Source organism: Sphingobium sp. TomMM7A (genome assembly GCF_055397305.1).
Window position 1 is genome coordinate 1,566,686 of the sequence record NZ_AP027311.1, and the last position, 22,429, is coordinate 1,589,114.

The 22,429-nt window shown below is 63.8% G+C and carries 26 protein-coding genes; 3 read left to right on the plus strand and 23 right to left on the minus strand.

The window, feature by feature from the left end; all coding sequences use genetic code 11:
* The first annotated feature begins 51 nt into the window (after positions 1 to 51).
* The 3 genes from lipB (at position 52) to ACZ5ZH_RS07925 (ending at position 1,904) form a co-directional block, all read left to right on the plus strand.
* Positions 52 to 756, plus strand: coding sequence for a lipoyl(octanoyl) transferase LipB (gene lipB, locus ACZ5ZH_RS07915; protein WP_464771130.1), 705 nt, complete (start codon positions 52 to 54; stop codon positions 754 to 756).
* Between the two features lie 56 nt (positions 757 to 812).
* Positions 813 to 1,106: a hypothetical protein gene (locus tag ACZ5ZH_RS07920; RefSeq protein ID WP_460986457.1), complete on the plus strand. Its 294-nt coding sequence runs from the start codon at positions 813 to 815 to the stop codon at positions 1,104 to 1,106.
* A gap of 108 nt (positions 1,107 to 1,214) precedes the next feature.
* On the plus strand, positions 1,215 to 1,904 hold the full coding sequence (locus ACZ5ZH_RS07925) for a hypothetical protein (RefSeq protein ID WP_449473799.1): 690 nt from the start codon (positions 1,215 to 1,217) through the stop codon (positions 1,902 to 1,904).
* Between the two features lie 169 nt (positions 1,905 to 2,073).
* Here ACZ5ZH_RS07925 and queE read toward each other — a convergent pair whose 3' ends face one another.
* From queE to fliF, 23 genes are all read right to left on the minus strand, one after another.
* Positions 2,074 to 2,721, minus strand: a complete 648-nt coding sequence (gene queE, locus ACZ5ZH_RS07930) for a 7-carboxy-7-deazaguanine synthase (protein WP_460986458.1) — start codon at positions 2,719 to 2,721, stop codon at positions 2,074 to 2,076.
* Positions 2,722 to 2,732: 11 nt separating this feature from the next.
* Entirely contained in the window at positions 2,733 to 3,425 is a 693-nt protein-coding gene (gene queC, locus ACZ5ZH_RS07935; protein WP_460986459.1) for a 7-cyano-7-deazaguanine synthase QueC, read from the minus strand.
* A 45-nt stretch (positions 3,426 to 3,470) separates the two neighbouring features.
* Positions 3,471 to 3,881: a DUF3617 domain-containing protein gene (locus tag ACZ5ZH_RS07940; protein WP_460986460.1), complete on the minus strand. Its 411-nt coding sequence runs from the start codon at positions 3,879 to 3,881 to the stop codon at positions 3,471 to 3,473.
* Positions 3,882 to 4,027: 146 nt separating this feature from the next.
* Positions 4,028 to 4,933, minus strand: coding sequence for an Hsp33 family molecular chaperone HslO (gene hslO, locus ACZ5ZH_RS07945; protein WP_464771131.1), 906 nt, complete (start codon positions 4,931 to 4,933; stop codon positions 4,028 to 4,030).
* A gap of 99 nt (positions 4,934 to 5,032) precedes the next feature.
* Positions 5,033 to 5,962 (minus strand): ornithine carbamoyltransferase, encoded by a 930-nt coding sequence (gene argF / locus ACZ5ZH_RS07950; protein WP_464771132.1) that lies wholly within the window; start codon positions 5,960 to 5,962, stop codon positions 5,033 to 5,035.
* A 102-nt stretch (positions 5,963 to 6,064) separates the two neighbouring features.
* The gene (locus tag ACZ5ZH_RS07955; protein WP_464771133.1) at positions 6,065 to 7,258 is read right to left on the minus strand and encodes an acetylornithine transaminase; all 1,194 of its coding nucleotides are present in this window, start codon (positions 7,256 to 7,258) and stop codon (positions 6,065 to 6,067) included.
* A 226-nt stretch (positions 7,259 to 7,484) separates the two neighbouring features.
* Positions 7,485 to 7,883 carry a flagellar export chaperone FliS gene (locus ACZ5ZH_RS07960; RefSeq protein ID WP_449473811.1) on the minus strand — a complete coding sequence of 133 codons (399 nt, stop codon included), beginning with the start codon at positions 7,881 to 7,883 and terminating at the stop codon, positions 7,485 to 7,487.
* Positions 7,884 to 7,901: 18 nt separating this feature from the next.
* Positions 7,902 to 9,308: a flagellar filament capping protein FliD gene (gene fliD, locus ACZ5ZH_RS07965; RefSeq protein WP_464771134.1), complete on the minus strand. Its 1,407-nt coding sequence runs from the start codon at positions 9,306 to 9,308 to the stop codon at positions 7,902 to 7,904.
* Between the two features lie 95 nt (positions 9,309 to 9,403).
* On the minus strand, positions 9,404 to 9,859 hold the full coding sequence (locus ACZ5ZH_RS07970) for a hypothetical protein (RefSeq protein WP_464771135.1): 456 nt from the start codon (positions 9,857 to 9,859) through the stop codon (positions 9,404 to 9,406).
* A 78-nt stretch (positions 9,860 to 9,937) separates the two neighbouring features.
* Positions 9,938 to 11,074, minus strand: a complete 1,137-nt coding sequence (gene flhB, locus ACZ5ZH_RS07975) for a flagellar type III secretion system protein FlhB (RefSeq protein WP_464771136.1) — start codon at positions 11,072 to 11,074, stop codon at positions 9,938 to 9,940.
* Position 11,075: 1 nt separating this feature from the next.
* Positions 11,076 to 11,858, minus strand: a complete 783-nt coding sequence (gene fliR / locus ACZ5ZH_RS07980) for a flagellar biosynthetic protein FliR (RefSeq protein ID WP_464771137.1) — start codon at positions 11,856 to 11,858, stop codon at positions 11,076 to 11,078.
* The gene (fliQ, locus tag ACZ5ZH_RS07985; protein ID WP_460986469.1) at positions 11,855 to 12,127 is read right to left on the minus strand and encodes a flagellar biosynthesis protein FliQ; all 273 of its coding nucleotides are present in this window, start codon (positions 12,125 to 12,127) and stop codon (positions 11,855 to 11,857) included. The genes fliR and fliQ overlap by 4 nt, the downstream gene beginning before the upstream one ends.
* 143 nt (positions 12,128 to 12,270) lie before the next feature.
* A complete protein-coding gene (gene fliP / locus ACZ5ZH_RS07990; RefSeq protein ID WP_449473821.1) occupies positions 12,271 to 13,044 on the minus strand; it encodes a flagellar type III secretion system pore protein FliP in 774 nt (257 codons plus the stop codon).
* 103 nt (positions 13,045 to 13,147) lie between these two features.
* Positions 13,148 to 13,414 carry a FliO/MopB family protein gene (locus tag ACZ5ZH_RS07995; RefSeq protein ID WP_464771138.1) on the minus strand — a complete coding sequence of 89 codons (267 nt, stop codon included), beginning with the start codon at positions 13,412 to 13,414 and terminating at the stop codon, positions 13,148 to 13,150.
* A gap of 84 nt (positions 13,415 to 13,498) precedes the next feature.
* Positions 13,499 to 13,837: a flagellar motor switch protein FliN gene (fliN, locus tag ACZ5ZH_RS08000; RefSeq protein ID WP_460986472.1), complete on the minus strand. Its 339-nt coding sequence runs from the start codon at positions 13,835 to 13,837 to the stop codon at positions 13,499 to 13,501.
* Positions 13,834 to 14,718 (minus strand): flagellar motor switch protein FliM, encoded by an 885-nt coding sequence (locus ACZ5ZH_RS08005; protein WP_460986473.1) that lies wholly within the window; start codon positions 14,716 to 14,718, stop codon positions 13,834 to 13,836. Before ACZ5ZH_RS08005 ends, fliN begins: the two co-directional genes overlap by 4 nt.
* 51 nt (positions 14,719 to 14,769) lie before the next feature.
* Positions 14,770 to 15,420, minus strand: a complete 651-nt coding sequence (locus ACZ5ZH_RS08010; RefSeq protein WP_464771139.1) for a flagellar basal body-associated FliL family protein — start codon at positions 15,418 to 15,420, stop codon at positions 14,770 to 14,772.
* A 28-nt stretch (positions 15,421 to 15,448) separates the two neighbouring features.
* Complete coding sequence (locus tag ACZ5ZH_RS08015) at positions 15,449 to 17,284, minus strand: flagellar hook-length control protein FliK (RefSeq protein ID WP_464775165.1); 1,836 nt, start codon at positions 17,282 to 17,284, stop codon at positions 15,449 to 15,451.
* A 1-nt stretch (position 17,285) separates the two neighbouring features.
* A complete protein-coding gene (locus ACZ5ZH_RS08020) occupies positions 17,286 to 17,651 on the minus strand; it encodes a hypothetical protein (RefSeq protein WP_464772617.1) in 366 nt (121 codons plus the stop codon).
* A 56-nt stretch (positions 17,652 to 17,707) separates the two neighbouring features.
* On the minus strand, positions 17,708 to 19,036 hold the full coding sequence (locus ACZ5ZH_RS08025) for a FliI/YscN family ATPase (protein ID WP_464771141.1): 1,329 nt from the start codon (positions 19,034 to 19,036) through the stop codon (positions 17,708 to 17,710).
* Between the two features lie 13 nt (positions 19,037 to 19,049).
* Positions 19,050 to 19,688: a FliH/SctL family protein gene (locus tag ACZ5ZH_RS08030; protein WP_464771142.1), complete on the minus strand. Its 639-nt coding sequence runs from the start codon at positions 19,686 to 19,688 to the stop codon at positions 19,050 to 19,052.
* Complete coding sequence (fliG, locus tag ACZ5ZH_RS08035; RefSeq protein ID WP_449473834.1) at positions 19,681 to 20,697, minus strand: flagellar motor switch protein FliG; 1,017 nt, start codon at positions 20,695 to 20,697, stop codon at positions 19,681 to 19,683. The genes ACZ5ZH_RS08030 and fliG overlap by 8 nt, the downstream gene beginning before the upstream one ends.
* Positions 20,690 to 22,426, minus strand: coding sequence for a flagellar basal-body MS-ring/collar protein FliF (gene fliF / locus ACZ5ZH_RS08040; protein ID WP_464771143.1), 1,737 nt, complete (start codon positions 22,424 to 22,426; stop codon positions 20,690 to 20,692). The genes fliG and fliF overlap by 8 nt, the downstream gene beginning before the upstream one ends.
* Between the last annotated feature and the right edge of the window lie 3 nt (positions 22,427 to 22,429).

The window sequence follows — 22,429 nt, forward strand, 5'->3', positions numbered from 1 at the left end:
AAATCGGGGAGGAGACTTGATCGCTCCCCTCGCCCAAGTCAAGGAAGTGCCATGTCATCCTCTTCCCCTTCGCCTGCTGTCGCCGACCAGATCGAATGGCGGGTTGATTCGGCGCTTGCGGACTATCCCGAAGCGCTCGCCGACATGGAGGCGCGGGCGGCGGCGATCTTTGACGGGGAGGCGGGCGAGCGGGTGTGGTTGCTCCAACATCCGCCGCTGTATACGGCGGGGACGAGCGCCGATCCGGCCGAGTTGATCGACCCGCGCTTTCCGGTGCATGATGCGGGGCGCGGCGGGCGCTATACCTATCATGGGCCGGGGCAGCGGATCGGCTATCTCAACATCGATCTGCGCGAGCGGGGGAAGGATGTGCGCAACTTCGTCCATCATCTGGAAGGGTGGATGATCGACGCCCTGGGCGACCTTGGCATCGCGGCGCGGCGGGCGGAGGGACGGATCGGCATCTGGACCGATGACCTCAACGGGCGCGAGGCGAAGATCGGCGCGCTTGGCATCCGGGTGCGGCGGTGGGTGACGCTGCATGGCTTTTCGATCAATGTGGACCCCGACCTGTCCCATTTTGGCGGCATCGTGCCGTGCGGGCTTGCGGAATATCCCGTCACCAGCATCGCGGCGCTGGGCAAGAATGCCTCAATGGCCGATCTCGACGCGGCTTTGAAGGCGCATTTCCCTGCCTTTCTGGGCCGGTTGCGGCGCTGTGGCGCGGGGGTTGAGCAATGCGGATCGGGCGGCTAGGGTCTGCGCCTTCGCCGGGTGGGGGCCGCCGGGCATCACATGTTTGGGAGACCCGGATGCGCTGCAAAGCGAGGATGATCTTTACCGCCTTGCTGCTGACCGGCTGCACCGCGCTGGCGGCGTGCGGCAAGGACGACAAGGGGAGCAACACGGTCCAGATGAAGGATCTGGAGGCCGTCGACGGCACGACGACCGACGCCATGACGGACCTGGACGGGGTGCAGAGCGAAGCGCCGTCGGCCGCCCTGCCCTCGGCTGGAGGGAATAACAGCGCCGCTACCGCGCCTCAGCCGGAACCTGCCGCAGCCAATGCGACGCAAGGCGAGGCAGAGATACTGTCGGATCAATAGACGGAGAGAGGCGTTCAGGCGCAATACAGGCGCCGGACGCAAGGCATAGCATAAGAGAAGCCTGCCCAATCGTCGTTCACAAAGGCCGCCATTCTTAAAGGGGAAGTCATGACATCCTGTTCCACGCTGCGCCGGGTCTGTGCCGGATTGATGATTGCCGCCGCGCCGCTGTTGGCTCAGCCGGCCGCCGCCCAGTTTTTCTGGTCGCCGCCCGACTTTTCCAGCCCGCCGCTGACGGACGCGGACGCTGCGACCGCGCTTGGCCTGCCCGGCGCCACGGCGGAAGAAATTCGCGCGGGCCTGGTATGGAACCTGCGCGCGGCGCTCAACGTCGCGGCGCTTCAGTGCCAGTTCGAACCGACGCTGCTGTCGATCAGCAACTATAATGCGATGATCGCGCATCATGACGCGGAACTGGATGCGGCGCAGTCGGTCCTGCTCGGCTATTTCCAGCGCACCGTGGGCAAGGGCAAACCCGGCCAGGCCGCAGCCGACAAATATGGCACGCGCATCTATTCGGGCTATTCGACCGTCCAGGCGCAGCGCGGCTTCTGCCAGGCGGCGGGTCAGGTCGGGCGGCAGGCAATCTTCGCCAATCGCGGTTCGCTGCATGAGGTGGCGCGCACGGGGCTGGGGTCGATCAAGAAGTCGCTGGTGCTGGCGGGTGAGCAATTTTACGGCGACCCAGGGCGGAGCTATGCGCTGACCCTGCCTTCTTTCGATAAGAAATGCTGGAAGAAGGACAAGCTGCGGCCGGAATGCCAAGTGGCTTATGAGCAGAAGGTGGCGGCTAAGTGATGGTGTGATGGACGGGGCCGTAGGGCTTCGCTCTTTTGTTCTATCTAGTGAGCATTGCACTTTAACCCGTTCGGGCTGAGCCTGTCGAAGCCCTTCTCTTCTTTTTAAGAAGTAGAGCCCTTCGACAAGCTCAGGGCGAACGGGGAGATGTTTAGCTTCAGCGCGATCCTTACCTAAGCCCCAGATATTTATGCGATTGAAGGCTTAGCCGCCATTTCGGCCGCGCCATGACCAGATCGATCGCCGCCCGCATGTTCGCCGCCGCCTCCGCGCTGTCGAGGGGTTGGATCAGCAGGTTGTCGAAAGCCCAGCTCTCCATCGCCTCCACATCGGCGAGGCTGTGACCCCTGCCCGGCTGCGGCCAGACCAGCTTCAGTTCATTGCCGCTGCGTTGCACGACGTCGCTGCCTGCCTTGGGGCTGATGCAGACCCAATCTATGCCGGGATGCGCCGCGAGCGTGCCGTTGCTTTCGATGGCGATGGTGAAGCCACGGGCGTGGAGCGCGTCGATCAGCGCATCATCGACCTGCAACATGGGCTCCCCGCCCGTTATCACGATGTAGCGGCCCTCTTCACCTGTCCCCCAAAAGGCGAGCGCCGCGTCAGCGAGCGCCTGTGCATCGGCGAATTTGCCGCCGCCGTCGCCGTCCGTGCCGACGAAATCGGTGTCGCAAAACTGGCAAACGGCCTTGCGCCGATCCTCCTCGCGCCCGGTCCAGAGGTTGCACCCGGCAAAGCGCAGGAAGACGGCGCGGCGGCCGCTATGGACGCCTTCGCCCTGAAGCGTCAGGAACATCTCCTTGACGGCATAGCTCATCCGCTTGTCCTTTACGGCTTGGCTGCGTAGCGGGTTGGATCGGGCAGGCCCGCTTCCTCAAAACCCCTGGAGCGAAGGCGGCAGCTGTCGCAAAGCCCGCAATGCTGGTCGCCCGGCGCGGGATCGTAACAGGACCAACTCATCCCGGCATCCAGCCCCAGTCGGTTCGCCTCTCGCGCGATGTCAGCTTTGCTCATATGCTGGAGCGGGGCGTTAATCCGCACGGGATGCCCTTCGACCCCCGCCTTGGTCGCGAGTGCCGCCATATTCTGGAAGGCGTCGATGAACTCGGGACGGCAGTCGGGATAGCCGGAATAATCAAGCGCATTGACGCCGATGAAGATGTCATTCGCGCCCGACACTTCGGCAAGGCCAAGCGTAAGCGACAGGAAAATGGTGTTGCGCGCGGGCACATAGGTGTTGGGAATGCCCGGCCCCACCCCGTCCTTCGGCACCGCGATGTCCGCCGTCAGCGCCGATCCGCCAAAGGCAGTGAGATCGAGCGGAAGGACGATATGCCGCCGGACCCCGAGAACAGCGGCGATGCGCGCGGCCGCGTTCAATTCGACGCGATGCCGCTGATTATAATCAATCGTCAGCGCGACCAGTTCATAGCCCGCCTCGCGCGCGAGGCCGCCTACGACCATCGAATCCAACCCGCCCGACAGCAGGACGACAGCGATTTTCCCATCATTGGCAGTCATGGGCGCTCCGCTACCGCCACAGGCGCGCTGGCGCAAGCGGTGCGGTCAATGGCAGGCGCCGATGCGCCGTCCTTCCATGCTGAAGGAAAAGGGCGCGCCGCCCTCAATCCCCTGCGAGTGGATCTGCACCAGCCGGGACGTTTCGATGCGCAGGTCGGTGCGCCCGCCCCCTGCCCCGGCGCAATCGTAGCTGACCGTCAGCCGTTTGGCGCTTTCGTCGATCGTCAGCCTTTTGCAGTTGTTGCGGCCATGGCGAAGCTGGATCAACTGACGAATATCGGCAAGGCAGATGCGGCGTATATCGACCTTCCCGCCTTCCTCCGGCCGTTCGCGCAATTCCCATTCGCCCGGTTCCAGACCCCTGAGCGGCGGTTCGGAAAGCGCCTGCGACCCGACTGGCGATACAGCGATCAGCACCGCAATGGCCGCGCTCAAGACGTGCAGACCTGACGTCATTCGATAGCCCCCGTATTTCATCCCGAACTCCGGAGCGGCTCGCCGCGTGCATGGCGGCACGGCCTTCATGCACCCAAATCCGGCGGGTTGATAGCGCCAGCCCCCGCTAACGCCCCAACCTGTTCCGAAGTCGCAATAAATTCGTGTCAGCCTTGCGCGAAACTGTCCAGCGAAACTGGAAACAGACGCGAACAAAAGGCGCAATCTACCCCAATGACCCCCTGTTCATCAGCCATTTGGGCGCGTTCTTCAGCGGGGAAACGGCCGATCACGCTACGGATATGGGCCAGATCGCAGCGGCAACCCTTGGTCAGGTTGACCGGATCGGTGACGCGCACCACCTCTTCCTCATGGAACAGACGCCAGACGATATCGGTCAGCGGCAGCGCTTCGTCGGTTAGTTCATTATCACTGAGCGTGACGGCCAGCGCCTGGACATGTTCCCATTCGGGATGGTCATGCCGCGTGTGGAGACGTTCGCGGCCCACTTCACCTTCGGGCAGATGCTGGAGCAGCATGCCTGCGGCGAAGCAGCCCTGCCCCGCTTCATGGCGGATAGCGATCTGGACGACGCTGGGGATTTGTTCGGACTGGAAGAAATAATGTTCGGCCGCCTGCGCGAGCGAATCGCCATCGAGCGGGACAATGCCCTGATAGCGCTCGCCGGTCACCGCCTGATCGAAGGTGATGGCAAGATAGCCCTTGCCGAACAGGCCGAACAGCGTCGGGTCAGGCCCCAGCTCCGCCAGCCGATCGGCGTCGAACTTGGCGTAACCGCGCACTTCGCCGCCCTTGTAATCGGCGACGAGCAGGCTGACGACGCCATGTTCGTTATGCGCCTGTAGCGTCAGCTGTCCGCCCGCATCCTTGAGCGTCGAGCCGAGCAGCGCGGCGAGGACCAGCGCGGAGGCAAGCAGCCGTTCGACTGGCGGGGGATAGGCATGGGCGGCAAGCACCTGATCCAGCACCGGCCCAAGGCGAAGGATGCGCCCGCGCGCGTGACGCGACGGGATGGTGAAGCCCAGGGCCTGATCGATATCGGATGCGTTCAAGACAAGCTCCGTTAGTCCCGGTGCAGGGCGGGAATATAGCGGCGGCCGGGCGTTATCGCCCGGCCGGTTCGCTGCTAGATAGGAATATGTCCGGCAAACTCAACCAAGGCGGCCCGCCGCCCAGAGCAGCACGGACTTTTGCGCATGGATGCGGTTTTCCGCTTCGTCCCAGATCAGCGATTGTGGGCCGTCGATGACTTCCGGCACGACCTCTTCGCCGCGATGGGCGGGCAGGCAGTGCAGGAATTTCGCGCTGGGCTTTGCCTTTGCCATTAGGTCTTGCGTCACCTGATAGGGCATCATGGCCTTCAGCTTTTCGTCCGCATGCGCCTGACCCATGGAAATCCAGGTGTCAGTAACGACGGCGTCGGCCCCCGCGACCGCCTGGACAGGATCACGGGTGAGCTTGATGCCCGCGCCCAGCGCCTGCGCTTCCTTGATGAAGGCGTGGTCGGGCTCATAGCCTTCGGGAACAGCGATGCGGACGTCGAATTTGAAAAGGCCCGCCGCTTCGATGATCGAGTGGAGGACATTATTGCCGTCGCCCAGCCATGCCCACTGGCTGCCGGGCAAGGCTACGCCATGTTCGACCAGCGTCAGAAGGTCGGCGGTGATCTGGCACGGGTGCGACAGGTCGGTGAGGCCGTTGATCACCGGAACGGTGGCATAGCGGGCCATTTCCTCGATCTTTGCATGATCGTCGGTGCGGATCATGATCATGTCGCACATGCGGCTGAGCACGCGGGCCGTGTCCGCCACGGTTTCGCCCCGGCCAAGCTGGCTGGTCGCGCCGTCGAGGATCAGCGAGGTGCCGCCGAGCTGACGGATCGCCATGTCGAAGCTGACGCGGGTGCGGGTGCTGTTCTTTTCGAAGATCATCGCCAGCGTGTGGCCAGCGAGCGGCGCATCGGCGTCGGCCTGCCCTTTTGGCAGGGCCTTGCGGGCGGCTTTCCGGTCGATGGCGTCGGAAAGCATGGCGGCGAGCGCGTCGGCGCCAGCGTCGGAGAGATTCAGGAAATGTCTGGTCATAATGGCCTCACTCTCCCTGCATCCGTTCGTTTCGAGCTTGTCGAGAAACGCGCATGAGGCTTCTCGGCTTCGCTCGACGCGAACGGAGGGGGCTATTCAATGTCAGGCGGCTGAAGCCTCCGCGAAGCTGCGGGCACCAGCGGACAGTTTTTCGATGCATTCGGCGACATGCTTCTCGTCAATGATGAGCGGCGGCAGAATGCGGACGACATTCTGTCCCGCCGACACCACCAGCAGCCCGTGATTGTCGCGCAGATGCGCCACGAAGTTTCGCGCGTCGCTGCTGTCCTTGAGCTTGACGCCGAGCATCAGGCCAAGGCCGCGCACATCCTCGAACATGTCGTGGTTGGGGATGAGCTGCTCCAGCGCGGAACGCAGGCGCGCGCCGATGCTGTTCACATGGTCGAGGAAGCCTTCGCCCAGCACTTCGTCCAGGACAGTCAGGCCGACCGCCATGGCGAGCGGATTGCCGCCATAGGTGGAGCCATGGGTGCCGAACACCATGCCCTTGGCCGCTTCCTCGGTCGCGAGGCAGGCGCCGAGCGGGAAGCCTGCGCCGATGCCCTTGGCCACCGCCATGATGTCGGGGTTCACGCCATATTGCTCATGGGCGAAGAAGGTGCCGGTGCGGGCGTAACCGCACTGCACTTCGTCCAGGATCAGCAGCATGCCCTTCTCGTCGCACAGCTTGCGCAGGCCGGAGAGAAACTCCTGGGTGGCGGGCGTTACGCCGCCTTCGCCCTGCACGGTTTCGACAAGGAAACCGGCCGTGTTCTCATCGACAGCAGCGGTGGCGGCTGCCAGATCGTTGAACGGCACGACGGTGAAGCCGGGCAGCAGCGGTTCGAAGCCGTCGCGCATCTTGGGCTGGCTCGTAGCGGAGATCGTGCCCAGCGTACGGCCATGGAAAGCGTTGTCGAAGCTGATGATATTGTGACGGTGCGCCTCGCCATTGGCATAATGGTAGCGGCGCGCGGTCTTGATCGCGCATTCGACCGCTTCGGCGCCCGAATTGGTGAAGAAGACCGTGTCGGCAAAGGTCGAATCGACCAGCCGCTGCGCGAACTTCTCGCCGAGCGGCATGCCGTAGAGGTTCGACGTGTGCATCAGCGTCGCGGCCTGATCCGCGATCGCCTTCACCAGCCTCGGGTGGCCATGGCCGAGCAAATTGACCGCGATGCCGCTGGCGAAGTCGAGATAACGCTCGCCACGCTCGCCGATCAGATAGCAGCCCTCGCCTCGCACCGGGCGGACGTCGCACCGGGGGTAAACGGGCATGAGCGGCGTAATCGACATGGTGGCCCTCCCTTCGCTGGGGCTGATGAAAAAAGTCTCAAAACGCAAAAAGGCGGCCCCCGCCGGGCCGCCCTTTGCGAGCGCTGCCTATACTAGGGCCGTCTGGGTGGTGCAAGCCATGTTACATGCTCGTCATCCCAGCGAAGGCTGGGATCTCGTGAGGCCGGGTTGTGCCCTCTCGCCGGAGATCCCAGCTTTCGCTGGGATGACGGCTGTTGGAGGATCGTCAGGCGATCTGGTTCCAGGCGTCGGCGATTTCCGCGATGATGTCGCGGGCCTGCTCGGCATGTTCGGGTGAGCGTTCCTTGGCGCTGAGCAGCAGCAGGCGCCGCGCTTCGCGGTAGATTTGGGCGAGGCCCATGGCGATGTCGCCGCCCTTGTCGAAGTCGAGGCTGGATTCGAGCGCGATCAGGATCGACATGGCGCGGGCCTGCTTGTCGGAAACTTTCAACCGGTCGTTGTTGCGTTCGGCCAGCGCGGTCGCTTCGAGAGCGATCAGCAGTTCGTCGAACAGCACCTTCACCAGCGCATGGGGCGTCGCGCCTTCGATCCGGCTGCCCGAATGCACGGCCGCATAGCCGCGTGCCGCGCGATTGCCTGCATAGCCCTGTTGAGAATAGAACATCTTACCTGACCCCTGTTATCAATTATCGCTCTTGGTCCACATGGCGACCTGCTGTTCCAGATAGTTCTGGGTCGCCTTGAAGGCCGCCAGACGCTTGTCCATCGCCGAATAGACCTTCGAAAGCTGCGCCTGATAGTCGGTCATCTGGTCGTTCAGCTTTTCCAGCTGCTCGGTCAGCGCCTCACCCAGCTTTTCATATTTGCTTTTTGCCGCAGCCAGCGGACCATCCGTCTGCTGAATCTTGTCGCGCACGCTGTCCATCAGACCGGCAAGGCCGGGCTTCGTGTCCGACTTGACCGCCGGGTTCAGCATCTGGGTGATCCCGGCGGGGTCGGCGAGAAGCGCCTTGTCGAGCGCGGCGGTGTCCAGCTTCAGCGTGCCGTCGCGATTGGTGCTGACACCGATGGACGACAGCGTCGTATAGGTCCCCGTGGGCGCCAGCACGGCCGACGTCATCTGCGACAGCTGCCGCTTCATGTCGCGGATCGATGCTTCACCGTTCAACGCGCCCGCGCTGGACGAATTGCCACCGGCCGCCGTGGCGGTGTTCAGCGCCTTCATCAGCGTATTATAGGCGTCCACGAACTCGACCATCAGGTCGCGCATCGACGTGGTCGGCTCGGTCGATGCCAGCGTCACATTGGTGCCCGGCGCGGCCTTGTTCAGGTCAATGCGCAGGTTGGCGATGGCGGTGTCGATCGTGTTGCTGCTATAATGCTGCTCGACACCGTCCAGAAGGACGATGGAATCCTTGGCCTGCACCTGACGCGTCATCCCGCCAGTCGCGCCGTCCCAAGTGAAGGCATCGAGCGCCGCGTTTGCGGGCGAAGATGTGTTGGTGAAGGTAAAGCTGTTCGCGTCGCCCGTCGCGCCCTTCATCACCAGGCGCGTGCCCTGATTGTCGGTGATGACACTGGCGCTGACGCTTGTCCCGGCTGCGTTGATCGCCGCTGCAAGGTCGGCGTAGGTGGCACCGGCACCAAGCGTGATGGGGACGGCGGCGCCGCTACCCACTGTCAGCGAGAAGCTGCCCGCGCCAAGCACGGTGGCGGCGGTTGCGCCTGAAACGGGTGCAGAGGCAATGGTCTGCGCAGAGGCAAGCTGCTGCACCTGAAGCTGCGCTGGCAGCTTTGGCACACCGCCCGGCAGCAGACTGACAGCCGCAATGCTGGGATCATTGGAGGCGGGCGAACCCGCGAAACCCGTTCCGGCGAGCAGGCTGTTCAGGGCGTTGGCAAAAGTATCGAGCGAGCTGGAGGCCGATGCGAGCGCCGAAATCCGTGCATTATTGGTGCTCTGACGATCGGTGATCTGCTTCTGCTTCGGGTCGCGGGCGGCGCTCACCAGGCTGGTCACCAGCGCGCCGGTGTCGATGCCGGACCCAATGCCGAGCGCTGTTGAAATGCTGCTGCTTACCGAGGTCATCGTCCGTCCTTTCGAGGATGAGAACGGCTCTAGGATGAAGACCTTTAGGAATGATTTTCATGGGGTAGAGGAAGATCGCGTGCGGCGATCTTTCCTCAACCGTCGATTGAAAGCAGCTGATCCACCGTGCCACGGCGCAGATGCGCCTGCGCGGCATGGGCATAGCTTGCCTGCTCCGCGATGCGTTTGCCCAAGGTGACGGCGCTTTCGACCACTTCCTTCGATGCGGGTGGCAACGGCACCAGGATCATCGGCGCGGGCAGCAGCGATTGAATTTCGGCCTCCGCCCCTTCAACCGTGGGTCCGGCCGAGGCCGATCGCAGTTGCGCCAGTATGTCAGCCACGCGGGCATGCACCTTGGCATATTCTGCCGCGCTGGCGAGATCATCTTCGGACAGAGTGGAGTTCGTGTCGCCGCTCTGGGGCTTGTCCGCATGCGGATCGACGCCCTGCTGGGCTGCAATCGGTTGGACTGCGGGCACGGCCGAAGGCGTTCGAGATGATACCCGATCAACCTGCGTTACATCGCTCCGCGAAACATATTCGTTCATGACGCACCATCCTAATGCGTCCCCATGAATATATTACGGCCAGCAATGCCTAAGATTTAGTTCACCGTGTCGATTTTTCTAAAGCTTCTGGCCATCGGCGTCGAAGCGCAGATCGTCGGGCACGCTGATGAAGGGCCGATCGATCTCGCTCGCCATCCGGTTTTCCACGCGGAAGACGAAGGCAAGGACGGTCGCGACCGCCATGTAGAGCCCTTCATTGACGATCTGCCCAGCGCGCGAGGTGAAGTAGATGGCGCGGGCAAGGTCGGGATATTGCAGCACCGTGACGCCATTCTGATCGGCAAGCTCACGAATGGCGGCGGCGATCGCATCGCAGCCCTTGGCTACGACGATGGGCGCGGCATCCTGCCCCGGCTTGTAGCGCAGGGCGACGGCGAAGTGCGTCGGGTTGGTGATGATCACGCTGGCTTCGGCCACGGCCTTGCGGGTCGATCCGCTCAGCACTTCGAACTGACGGCGGCGGATATGGCCCTTGAGTTCCGGCGAGCCTTCGCTTTCCTTATGTTCATCCTTGATGTCCTGCTTGCTCATACCGAGGCGCTTGGACCGCTGCATGATCTGCGCCGGGACGTCGATGCCCGCGATAAGGAACAGGCCGCCCGCCATGACGAGGCAGGTCATGATGAACATATTGCCAAGGTCCGACATGGCAGGAGCGAGGCCCGATGAGCCAAGGCCGATGATCGCGGTCAGCCGGTCCCAGATCAGCCAGACGCCGATCGCTCCGAGCAGCGTTACCTTGGCGATCGACTTCATCAGTTCGATGAGGCCCTGCATGCCAAACATGCGCTTGAGGCCCGCCGCCGGATTGAGCTTCGACGCCTTGGGGGCGAAGGCGCCGGGGCGGAAGCCGAGGGAACCGAGGATGGCTGGTCCCGCAATGGCGGCAAGCGTCGTTGCGAGCAATATGCCGCCGACCGGCAGGGCGATGCCTGTGAGCAGGCTCATGCCACGCGCGGCAGGCGCGAAGTCGGTAATGTCTTCCCGGCGGAAACGCAGCGCTTCGATCAGCATCTGGGAGAGGGATTCAACGACGGACGGCCCCGTTACCGCGATCCAGCCGATCCCGGCCATCACCACCAGCGCGGTCGCCAGTTCCTTGGACTGGAGGATGTCGCCCTTCTTGGCGGCGTCCTGCAATTTCTTCTGGGTTGGCTTCTCGGTCTTTTCGCCGCCGCCATTATCCCCCGCCATGTCAGCGGCCTTCCGCTATGGACTGGGCCTGGTCGAGCCCCGCCTTGAGCGCGGCGGTGAGCCCTTCCCCCATCACCGGCGCGGCGACGGCCAGCAGGATGAGTCCCGCCATGACGGCGACTGGCATGCCAACGGCAAAGAGATTGAGCGATGGCGCGCTGCGGGCGAGGATGCCCATGATGATCTGCACCAGAATGAGCGCGAAGCCGACCGGCAGCGCGACAGTAACGCCCGCGCCAAGCAGCGATCCGCCGAACTGGACCAGATGCCAGACCGCGTCATTACTGAGCATTGCGTCGCCCGGCGGCAGCGCCTTGTAGCTTTGCACCACAAAGCTGGCCAGCATCAGGTGACCGTCCATGCCGAGCAGCAGGAAGGTGGCGAGGATCGAGAGGAACGTACCGATCGCCTGCGTATGCTGGCCCGAGGAGGGGTCGACCATGGCCGCGAAATTGAGGCCCATGGCATTGCCGATCGTCTCCCCCGCGACGAAGGCGGCGGCATAGCCGATCTGGACCGCAAAGCCCATGGCGAGCCCGGCCAGCACCTCGCCCATGACGAGCATCACGCCCGCGAAGCTGGCGACGCCGTCCTGCGGCAGCTGAATCGTGACGCTGTTGAGCGCGGCCATGCCAAGCGCCAGCGAAAGGATGAAGCGCAGCGGCAGGGGTACGGAGGGCGCGCCGAAGACAGGCGCCGCGATGAAGGCCGCGCCCGGACGGATCATGGCGATAAGCCAGATCCACAGCTGCGTCTCCACATTCGCGAAGCCCGGTGCGATCATTGCAGCAGGTCCGGGATGCGTTCGAATATCTCGCGGGTGAAATCGGCGATCAGGACGAGGATCGACCCGCCGAACAAGACGAGCATCCCGCCGACGACGATGATCTTAGGAATGAAGCTGAGCGTCTGTTCGTTGATGGAGGTCGCCGCCTGCACCATGCCGATGAGGACGCCCGCGATGAGTGCGGGGATCAGGATCGGCGCGGCGGCGAGCGCGGTGATCCAGAGCGCCTGTTGGGCGAGGCCCATGAAGAAGTCGGCATTGTCCACCTTCTATCTCCGTCCCAAGAATCCGTTCGGGCTGTCCGAACGAGTCACTCGCCTCGTTCGAATGTCGAAGACCTTTCCTTCTTCAAAAGAAGAGAAGCCCTTCGACAAGCTCAGGGCGAACGGTGGAGGGGAAATTGCCTTGCTCACGTCGCGAACGACCCGGCCAGCGATCCCATCGTCAGCGCCCAGCCGTCCACCAGCACGAACAGCAGCAGCTTGAACGGCATGGAGATGATCGTCGGCGACAACATCATCATGCCGAGCGCCATCAGCGTGGAGGCGACCACAAGGTCGATGATAAGAAACGGCAGGAAGATCATGAAGCCGATCTGGAACGCCGTCTTGAGTTCCGACGTCACGAACGCAGGCAGCAGGATCGAGAAGGGAATATCGGCGGGCGATCGGAAGGCGGGCGCTTCGGCAAGGTTGGCGAAGAGCTTGAGGTCGGTTTCGCGGGTCTGCTTGGTCATAAAGCCGTGCAGCACCTTGCCCGAGCGACCTACGGCTTCCTCGATGCTGATCTGACCCTTGCCATAGGGGTCGAAGGCCTGCGCGTTGATCTGATCGATCGCGGGGCGCATCACGAAGAGGGAGAGGAACAGCGACAGCCCCACCAGCACCTGATTGGGCGGCGTCTGCTGCAATCCCAGCGCCTGCCGGAGCAGCGACAGGACGATGATGATGCGGGTGAAGCTGGTCATCATGAGCACGAGCGACGGCAGCACCGACAGCAGGCTCATCAAGACGAGGATTTGCAGCGACAGCGACAGCGAGCGGCCGTCGCCGGAGATCGCGCCCATCGCGCGGGTCAGCGCGCCGCCATTATCGACGGGCGTTGCGGGGGCGGCGGCTTGGGCCAGCGCGGGGGTCGTTAAGAACAACCAAGACAGCAGCCCTGCGACCAGAAGGGCGATCACCAGACGCCCTGACACCCGTTCGGGCTGAGCTTGTCGAAGCCCTTTACTTCTTGAAGAGAAGGGATGCCCTTCGACAGGCTCAGGGCGAACGGAGGGGAGAAGCTCAGCGCCCCACACGATAGGGATCGCCTTCCGCGATCTTCTCGATCCGGCCGCGCGTGACGGACAGCAGGATCTTCTTGCCCTCGAACTCGACTACGGCAAGCTTGCCGAAGGTGCCGAGCGGCAACGCCTCCAGCATCTTCAGGGACCGGCCATCCTGCCCCACCATCAGGCCGGGCTGATATTTGCGCCAGAGCCACAGCGCGCCGAAGGCCATGCCGCCGACCAGCGGCAGGAGGATCAGCAGTTTGACGAAGTACCAGAACATGGGGCGCGGTCCGCTATCATGGTTAATCGCCCTTCCGAATCAGAAAGATCGGCGCGCGGCAAGGGAAAAGCGCGAACCGGGCGATCAGCCGCGCCGTTCGACCCCGGCAAGGCGGCTTTCGGCAGCGGCGATATCGACGATGCGGATGCCATAGCGGCCATTCACCGTGACGACCTCGCCCTTCGCGATCAGAGCGCCGTTCACCATGATGTCGAGCAGATCATCGGCCTGACGGTCGAGTTCCACGATGCTGCCTTCGGCCAGGTCCATGACCTCCGCCAGACGCAGCGAAGTGGAGCCGACCTCCACCGACATGCGGACCGGAATGTCGGCCAGCAGGCGGAACTGGCGGTTGCTCGCCATCCGGCTCAGCCCTTCTTCGGCAAAGCCGTCAATCCGCGGCGCTTCGCTCATGTCACTCATTGTTCTGGTCCCTGTGCTATCTTTTCGATCTGGAATGCGGCGCGGCCGTCCTGCTCGCCGATCGATCCATGGGCGACGATGCGGTCGCCCACGATCAGCGGCAGGCTGCGGCTGATGTTTACTGGAATGATGTCGCCGGTCTTCAACTGCATGAGGTCGGCGAGCGAGAGATTAGGGCGTGCCAGCACGGTGCGGGCGGGCAGGCGGATGTCGCGCATGCGGTTGGCGATGCGCGCCTGCCATACGGGATCGATCCGTTCTTCATCGACCGTGGCCTTGGCGCCCATGAGCGGCTCCACCGCGCGCAGCGACGACAGCGGGAACAGCAGGTCGATCGGCCATTCCTGATCTCGCGCGATGCTGAGCATGAAGCGCTGCAACACCATCTGTTCGCCCGGCTGCGCGGCCGACGCGAAGCCGATGCCCGCTTCACGGACGATGAGGCCAATTTCCAACGGCAGAATATCGGTCCAGCTTTCGACGAGGCGTCCAATCACACCTTCGGAAATACGGCTGATCAGGCGATCCTCAGTCGGCGTGAACTCGCCGCGCGCGGGCAGCGGGCGATTGCCGGGGCCGCCATAGAAGCAATCTACCAAGGTCGAGATCATGGCTGCGTCCATGCGCAGCAGCATCTGCCCTTTCAGCGGGGTGATGCGATAGACGCCGATGCTGGAAAAAGCGGGCACTTCGGCTGACCATTCACCGAAATCGAGCACCCGCGCGTCAAGCATCGCGATGTGCGGGCGCACGCCGGAGATAGGCTCAATCAAGGCACGCAAACGCCGGCCGAGCTTTTCGCCCAGCCGGTCTAGTCCGGACAGCAGCTGTGGTGTCTGCGATTCCCCGCGCCCGAGGGCGTAGGTCTGAACGTCGGTCATGATAGTCCCCTGCCCTAGTGGACGGGGGACTTCCCGACCTTTCAGGCACCCCTATTGAATAACGAAATTGGTAAAATAAACGTTATCTATGCCGCCATAACCCGTCTTTTGCTTCAAAATATCGTTTATGACGCCCTTTATGCGTCCCTGGAGCTGGCGTTTACCTTCGGGCGTCGCCAGCATCGTTTCGGGCTGCTGCGCGAGCATCATCAAAACCTGACTGCGAATCGCCATCTCATGGGTCTTGATCGCCTCGATCACGCGCAGGTCGTAATAGGTCGATACCGCGACGGAGATCTGGGCGAAGGCGTCCGTGTCCGACATGTTGGAGGTGAAAGGCGCCTGCAACTGGAAATAGGTGGCCTGATAGGCGGCCGGATTGGCAGGCGTGGGCAGGTCGATGCCCTTGCCCGGATGCGCGGGCGCATGCGTGCCACCGCCACCTCCGCCTTCGCCGCCTTCGCCATGCCCTTCACCAGCCATGCCATGGGCCTTGGCCACTTCCTCGGCGCTCTCGCCCGCCAGAACGAGGACCGGTTTGTTCGGGTCTTCCTTCGGCCCTTCTTCCTTGGCGCTGAAGAAACCGGCGGCATATAGCCCGCCAGCCGTCCCCGCACCACCCAGAACGAGCGCGGCGGCGACGAGGAGGATCATCTTCTTGCCCCCGCCCTTTTTCTTCTTCGCCTTCGCCTCGTCGCTCATCTGCCGGTCCCCCGAATAACCTTAAATCCTATGCGTACCGCGCGCGCGCCCTGTCATGGGCGGCAGGCTGCGCATCCGCATGGTTAAGAACGGCAGGATCGCCGGAGCCTTTAGGGCCAAAGCCGTTATTTTCGCGCCCCTGCCAGCGATTTTGCTGACTCTGGGGCTGACCCATATTCTGGCCGCTATTCTGCGCCCAGGCGGACGTTTGAGAGCCCTGCTGCGACTGTTGCTGCTGCTGAGACGAGGACTGGCCAGTCGTTTCGGCGCGATGCGCTTCGGCGATAGCGGGTGCGCGTTCTACCTTCACCTCGGCGATGCGCACGGCGGCAAGACCCGCGTCGAGCTTCAGCCGGTCGCTATCCTGACGCAAGGCCATTTCCGCCGCCTCGCTGGCGACGGTCAGGCTGACGGCGGCGCCATCCATGTTATGGCGGATGTCCACCTGCACAGCGCCAAGATGGTGCGTATCGATCTGGAAACGGCCCTGCGCGCCATTGGCGGACAGCCCGGCGATGTCGCGGGCCAGCCCGTCGATCCACTGGCCCGATACGCCCATGTCGATGACCTGAGCGCCAAGGCTGGCAGACAGGTCCGGCGAGGACGAAGCGATTGGCAAGGACGGCGTGGTGCCCTGCGGCGCGGAGGCGGCAGGGACAGCCGGAACCGTGTCAGAGGGCGGCGGAAGGATGGAGGGGTCGAACGTCGTGTCAACAGGACGAGCGGACGCATCGGCTTTCGCATGAGCGGCGGCCGAGACCTGTTCGCCAACCCGCACCGGCGCGCCCGTCTGGCGCGCGGCCACCTGTTCACGCACGATTTGCAGCAGGGCGATCGCTTCTGCCTTCATTGGCTTGCCATTGAGAACAGGCGCTGCTGCCACGGTGAGTTCGGGCGCTGGGCTTTCGTTTTCGGCAGTCGCAACGGGTGCATCGGGAATCGCTGACGGAATCTTGCCCTCGCTGCGCGCAGCCCGCTTGTCAGGAGCGATCCCTTCAGGTTCGCGCGGCAGCGGCGAGCGGCCTTTCGGCGCTGGTGGCATTGCCCCCGCCATCGCGGTCATGCTTGACATAGCGGCGGTGGCTTGCGGGTTGTCTGCTGACACCTGTTCTGGCGCCGCTGGCACGGAAGCAACCGGCGGAACATCCGCAGCAGCCGCGACGGGTTGCGGCACTGGCGCCACAGTCACGGCATCCTGCTGCGGCAGTTCAGTCTTCGCCTTTTCCTTGCGCGAAGATTTTGTGGGGGCCGGAGGAGCATCCTGTACCACCGGACTGATCGCTTCTGGCGCTGCGTCGTCCTTACGGATGTCCGGGCGCGGCTTGGGCAAGTGAAGGGGTTCGGCCACTTGTTTCGGTTGTTCCGGTTGTTCTGGCAATGCGGTTTCAGGCTGAATAGGCGCTTCGTTCGGCAAGCTTGCCTCAGCCTGCGCGGGGAGTCCGGCAGGCTCAACCGGTGCCTGCTCATCCACTGGCGCATCAGTAGCCTGCTTGATGAGACCCAGCGCTCGGCCGGGCGGCAATGATGACGGCAAATCCTTGCCAGCGGCAACCGCTATGGCAAGCCCGTGCGGCACATGACCATGCGCAGGCGTGGCCTCTGGCTGACCGATATTCATAGGAAGAACCGGGGTGGTGGTGACAGCATTCTGCCCCTCGACGCCGGGAATCTCTGGCACGGCGGCAGCGGCACCCTGCCCGTCAATCTCCGGCAGGGCTGGAGACACAACAGCCTCTTGCGCCATGGTGCCATTGAGCAGCGCGGCGAAGTCCGCCGTCTCGCCCGGCACGGCAGGCTGCGACGCAGCCACACCCTGCGAAGCCGAGGAAAAGAGCAGTGCCTTCAGGCTGGAAAGCATGTTCATGTCAGACATCTCCCGTCCGCTGCATCCGGCGGTAGCGCGGCAAGGCCGCCAGCTTGTTCTCCCGCCATTCCTCCAGGTTCGCGTGGGCGCGATCCTTGAGCTTTTCGGCGATTTCGCGATCGCGATTGGTCACTTGGCTGAGACCTTCCTTCACTTCTACCTTACGGCGCGCATCGTAGAGCGCACCGTCCAGCTGCCGCCCCGCCTGTTCAAGACGGCTCGCCAGTTCCTGCATCGCTGCAAAATTCGCGCCAATTGCCATGCCGGGGTCTGAAAAAAGATCGCTCCGCACCTTGCGCAGCCTGTCGGCGTTGCGTTCGATGCCGTCCGCCTCGTCCTGAGCGCGGGCGGTTTCGGCAACAGCCATGGCATGTTGCACATGGCGGACGCGCAGCACGCGCTGGCGGGTCTTGAGCGCACCCTTCACGCGCCAAACTCAGCGATCAGGGCGCCAGCGCTGGTGTCGAGGTCTATGCGGCTCTTCTGATCCTGCCGGATGAAATCGAGGATTTCCTGACGGCGCTGCACGGCTTCATCGATCACCGGGTCATTGCCGGGGCGGTAGGCGCCCATCAGGATGAGGTCGCGATTTTCCTCATAGGCGGCCCAGAGGCGGCGGTAGGAGGCGGCGGCCATGCGATGCTCATCGGGCACCACGTCTGCCATGACGCGCGAAAGGGACTTGCCGATGTCGATGGCGGGGAAGATCGCCTGTTCCGACAGATGGCGCGAGAGAACGAAATGACCGTCCACGATGGCGCGGGCAGCGTCCACGATCGGATCATCCGTATCGTCGCCGTCTGCCAGCACGGTGTAGAGCGCGGTGATCGAACCGCCGGTGCGGGTATCGACGCCAGCGCGTTCCACCAACCGCGGGATCAGCGCAAGGGCCGAGGGCGGATAGCCCTTCATCGCGGGCGGTTCGCCAAGAGCCAGGCCAATCTCGCGCTGGGCATGGGCGCAGCGGGTCAGGCTGTCGATCAGCAGCAGGACTTTCTTGCCGCGTGCGCGGAAATATTCGGCGATCGCGGTGGCACGGGCGGCGGCGCGCAGGCGCAGCACCGGGGGATGATCGGCGGGCACGGCGACGACGATGCTCTTGTGCATCGAATTTTTGAGCTTGGTTTCAAGGAAGTCGCTGACTTCGCGGCCACGTTCGCCGATCAGGCCCACGACGACGATGTCGGCTTCGGCCCCGGCGATCATCTGGCCCATGAGGACCGACTTGCCAACGCCGGAACCTGCGATGATGGCGATGCGCTGCCCGCGCCCCGCGGTGAGCAGCGCGTTGACCGCGCGCACGCCAAGGTCGAACGGTTCAGTGACCCGGCCACGGTCGAGGACGTTGCCCTTGACGCCGTTGAGCGGCCAGCTGCCGCCCGCGATGATCGGCCCTTTACGGTCCAGCGGTTGGCCCATGGCGTCGATGACGCGGCCGATCAGCCCCTCGCCGACCTGCACCATATTCGCCTGACTATCCGGTTCGACGCGCGCGCCATTTTCCAGCGGCACATCATTGTCGAGCGGAACCAGCAGGGTCTTGTCGCCACGAAACCCAATGACTTCGGCCCGGCAGACGGTGCCGTCCGATGCGATCACCCGCGCGCCTGCGCCGATCGGCTTGCGAAAGCCTGTAACCTCCAGCATGCCTGCGTCGTGGCTGACCAGTCGGCCAACATGGCGGGGGGCGCGGTTCTGAACCTGAAGGTGGTCGAACAGGCTTTCGGCCTGGGCAAGCGCGGCCTTGATCATGCCCAAATCCCCTTCATGAACGGCCTTCCATGTCGTCCATCAGCGCGCGCAGGCGCGACAGGCGCACATCCGGGCCATCCTCGACCCAGCCGTCAGCGGTTTCGAGACGTACGCAACCGCGATGCATGGCGGGGTCGCCGACCAGCTTGAGGCCGATCGCTTCGCCTTCCAGCATCGCCACATCCTCAGGATGCAGGTGCAGCGCGCTCTTATCCTCATTATCCTCGATGAAGGCGGCGACCGTGTCACAACGCTGGACCAGCCGTTCGATGTCGATCTCCACCTCGCCCACGATCTGCTCGACCAAGCGAACGACGGCAGCGGACAACATGGTGGACAGCATGCCACTGGGCGCGGGCGTCAGCAGTTCCAGCGCTTCAGCAAGGCGAGCCCGCGCTTCGGCATCGGCGGCGGCGGCGTCCCCAACGACCCGGCATCCTTCATCGAAGCCGAGGGTGAAGGCTTCCATCCGTGCCTGCTCCAGCAGGTCTTCGTCGGTCATCGCGGGCATGGCGCTGTGCATCGTCATGCCGGGCGAAGCCGCCACATCGGCATAAAGGCTGCGAAAGCTTCCGCTCTTCACCTGCCCCATGCCGCCCAGCGGAATGCTGGAGAAATCCTGACAGCTGCCTGCGTCCCAGACCTTAAACAAAGTCGTTCCCCTTGCCACCCAGCATGATTGTTCCTGCGTCCGCCATGCGGCGCGCGGTGGCGATGATCAGCTTTTGCGCCTCCATCACCTCGGCAAGGCGAATGGGTCCGCGTTCCTCGATCTCGTCGGCGATGGCCTGAGCCGCGCGCGCCGACATGGCGCCGAAGATCTTGCCCTTCAGCATCTCGTTCGCGCCCTTCAGCGCCACGACCAGCACGCTGCTGTCGATGGTGCGCATCAGCGTACCCATATTCTTGTCATCCATGTCGATCAGGTTATCGAACACAAACATCTCTTCTTCGATGGTCTGGGCGATCATCTTGTCGCGCTTGGCGACCGCCTTCATGATCCGCTGTTCATTGTCCTTGCGGACATTGTTCATGATCGCGGCGGCTTCGATCGTCCCGCCGCGCTGCGACGCCGCACCCTGTTTCTTGGACGTGGAGCCCCGCAGCAACAGCTGCTCCAGGTCGTCCAGCGCCTCGTTCGACACGGGGCCGAGCGTGGCAATGCGATAGACGATCTCTTCCTGATATTCTGCCGGAAGCAGTTGCAGGACGTCGGCGGCTACCGGCGCTTCCAGATGAGCGAGCACGATCGCCATGATCTGCGGATGCTCCGCTTCGATCAGGGAAGCCACTTCCTTGGCGTCCATCCACTTCAGCATTTCGAGCTGGGTGGAGCGGGTCGGCGGCGTGATGCGGGCCAGGATCGTTTCGGCGCGCTCCTCACCCAGCGCCTTGGTCATCGCACCGCGGATGTGGCGGGTCGCGCCATAGCCGATGGTGGTGCGCTTCTTCGCCTTGGTCACGAAATGATCGAGCGCTTCGTTGACTTCCTCGACCGCGACATCGGCGACGTCATACATGGCATAACCAAGCTGGCGGACTTCGTCGGGTTCCAGGCGCGAGAGGATCTGCGCGGCTTCATCCTCATCGAACAGCATCAGCAGGACGGCGGCGGCGGCGCTGCCTTTGATCGCGGCAGGAGCGGTTGCGGCCTCAGCCATTGTCCTTCTTCCCTTCCTTCAGGAGGTCGCGGACGACAAGGGCGGCACGATCCGGGTCCTGCTTCACGAAGTTACGAATGAGGTCGGCGCGCTGCGCATAGTCATAGGTGGACGAGATCATGTCGAGCGTGATCGGCTTGCCTGCCTGCGGCGTCGCAGCGGCATGGCGGCCGATTTCGGTTGAGATTTCGCGGCCGATCTTCTGGCCCTGGGCGGCCATGTCGGCAGCGGCAGTTTCCTGCGCAGCGGCGCGGCGCTTCAGAAGGGGGCGGCCGATGCCGAAGATGACCAGCAGCGCGACGGCAAGGGCCGACAGGTTACGCACCAGAGGCGAAATCCAGTCGGCCTCATACCAAGGGGCCACGACCTCCTCGGCCTTCACGAAGCTGCGCGAGGACAGGGCGACTACGTCGCCGCGCTGCTGATCGAAGCCGACCGCGCCCTTCACCAGAGCCTCAAGGGCGGCGATTTCCTGCGCCGAGCGGGGCTTGCCATCGGCACCATTGTCCAGAGCGACGGCAACTGAGAGGCGCTTCACCGTGCCGATCGCGTCCTTGGTCACCGACACTTCACGGCCAAGCTCGAAGCTGCGATTGAAGGTTTCCTCGGTCTTCATCGGCGCGCTGGCCGGGGTGGCTGGCTGGTTTGCCTGCGTGCCCTGGCTAACGGCCTGACCATTGGGATTGGTCTGCGTGACGGTCGGGTTGACGGGCGCCTGATTGCTGAGCGCGCCGGGAACGCCGCTGGCCTCACCGCCAGCACCCTGGCCACGCGGATCGGATGCCCATGTCCCCTGCTCGGTGCGAAGGCGCGCCTCGTCCTGCGGGAAGCTTTCGCGGGTCGCCTGACGTTCGGCGAAATTCAGTTCAGCCCGGACTTCCGTCGAGAATTTGCCTTCGCCCAGGATCGGGGTCAGCAGCGCGATCACAGACTGGCGATAGCGGTCCTCGATCTTCCCCTGGACAGCGAGTTGGCGATCGTCGGCGGCATTGCCGTCATTATTGCTGAGCAGGCGGCCATTCTGGTCCACCAGCGAAATCTGGTCGGGGCTGAGTTCCGGCACCGATGATGCGACGAGGTGAACGATCGCGCTCACCTGCGCGTCGGCCAATGTCCGGCCCGAAGCGAGGCGGAGCATGATCGATGCCGAAGGCTTGGCCCGATCCCGTAAGAAAACGCTGGGCGGTTCAACGGCGAGGTGGACCTTGGCGCTCTCAACACTGTCGATAGCCTCGATCGTACGGGCAAGGTCCATTTCGCGGGCGGAGCGGAGCTTTTCGCCCTCGACCGCGCGGCTGGCGCCCATCGGCAGGCTGTCGATCATGCTGTTGCCGTCAGGCGCGCTCTTGGGCAGGCCCTGCGCGGCGAGCATCATCTTCGCCTTGAAATAATCGTCTTCGGCCACGGTCATCGCGCCCGACTTGTCGAAGTCATAGGCGAGGCCGCTCTGGTCCAGAACCTGCGCAACCGCTGATTTGTCAGCATCGGGCAGGCCACGGAACAGGTCGCGCTGCGGCGGTTCGCGAAGCGCGAGCCATGCAGCACCAGCGGTAGCAACGACGCCCAGCAGGCCGAGCAGCGGCAGGCTTTTCGCTACCGCTGGCTGCTTGATGAGGCCGGTGAAGCGCGCTTTCAGCGCATCGGCGCCCTTCGCACCGCCGAAACCGGCGCCGCTGGTGGCGGGGAGAGCGGCAGCGCCGCCATCGAGGGTGAGTGCGTTCTCGCTCATCGT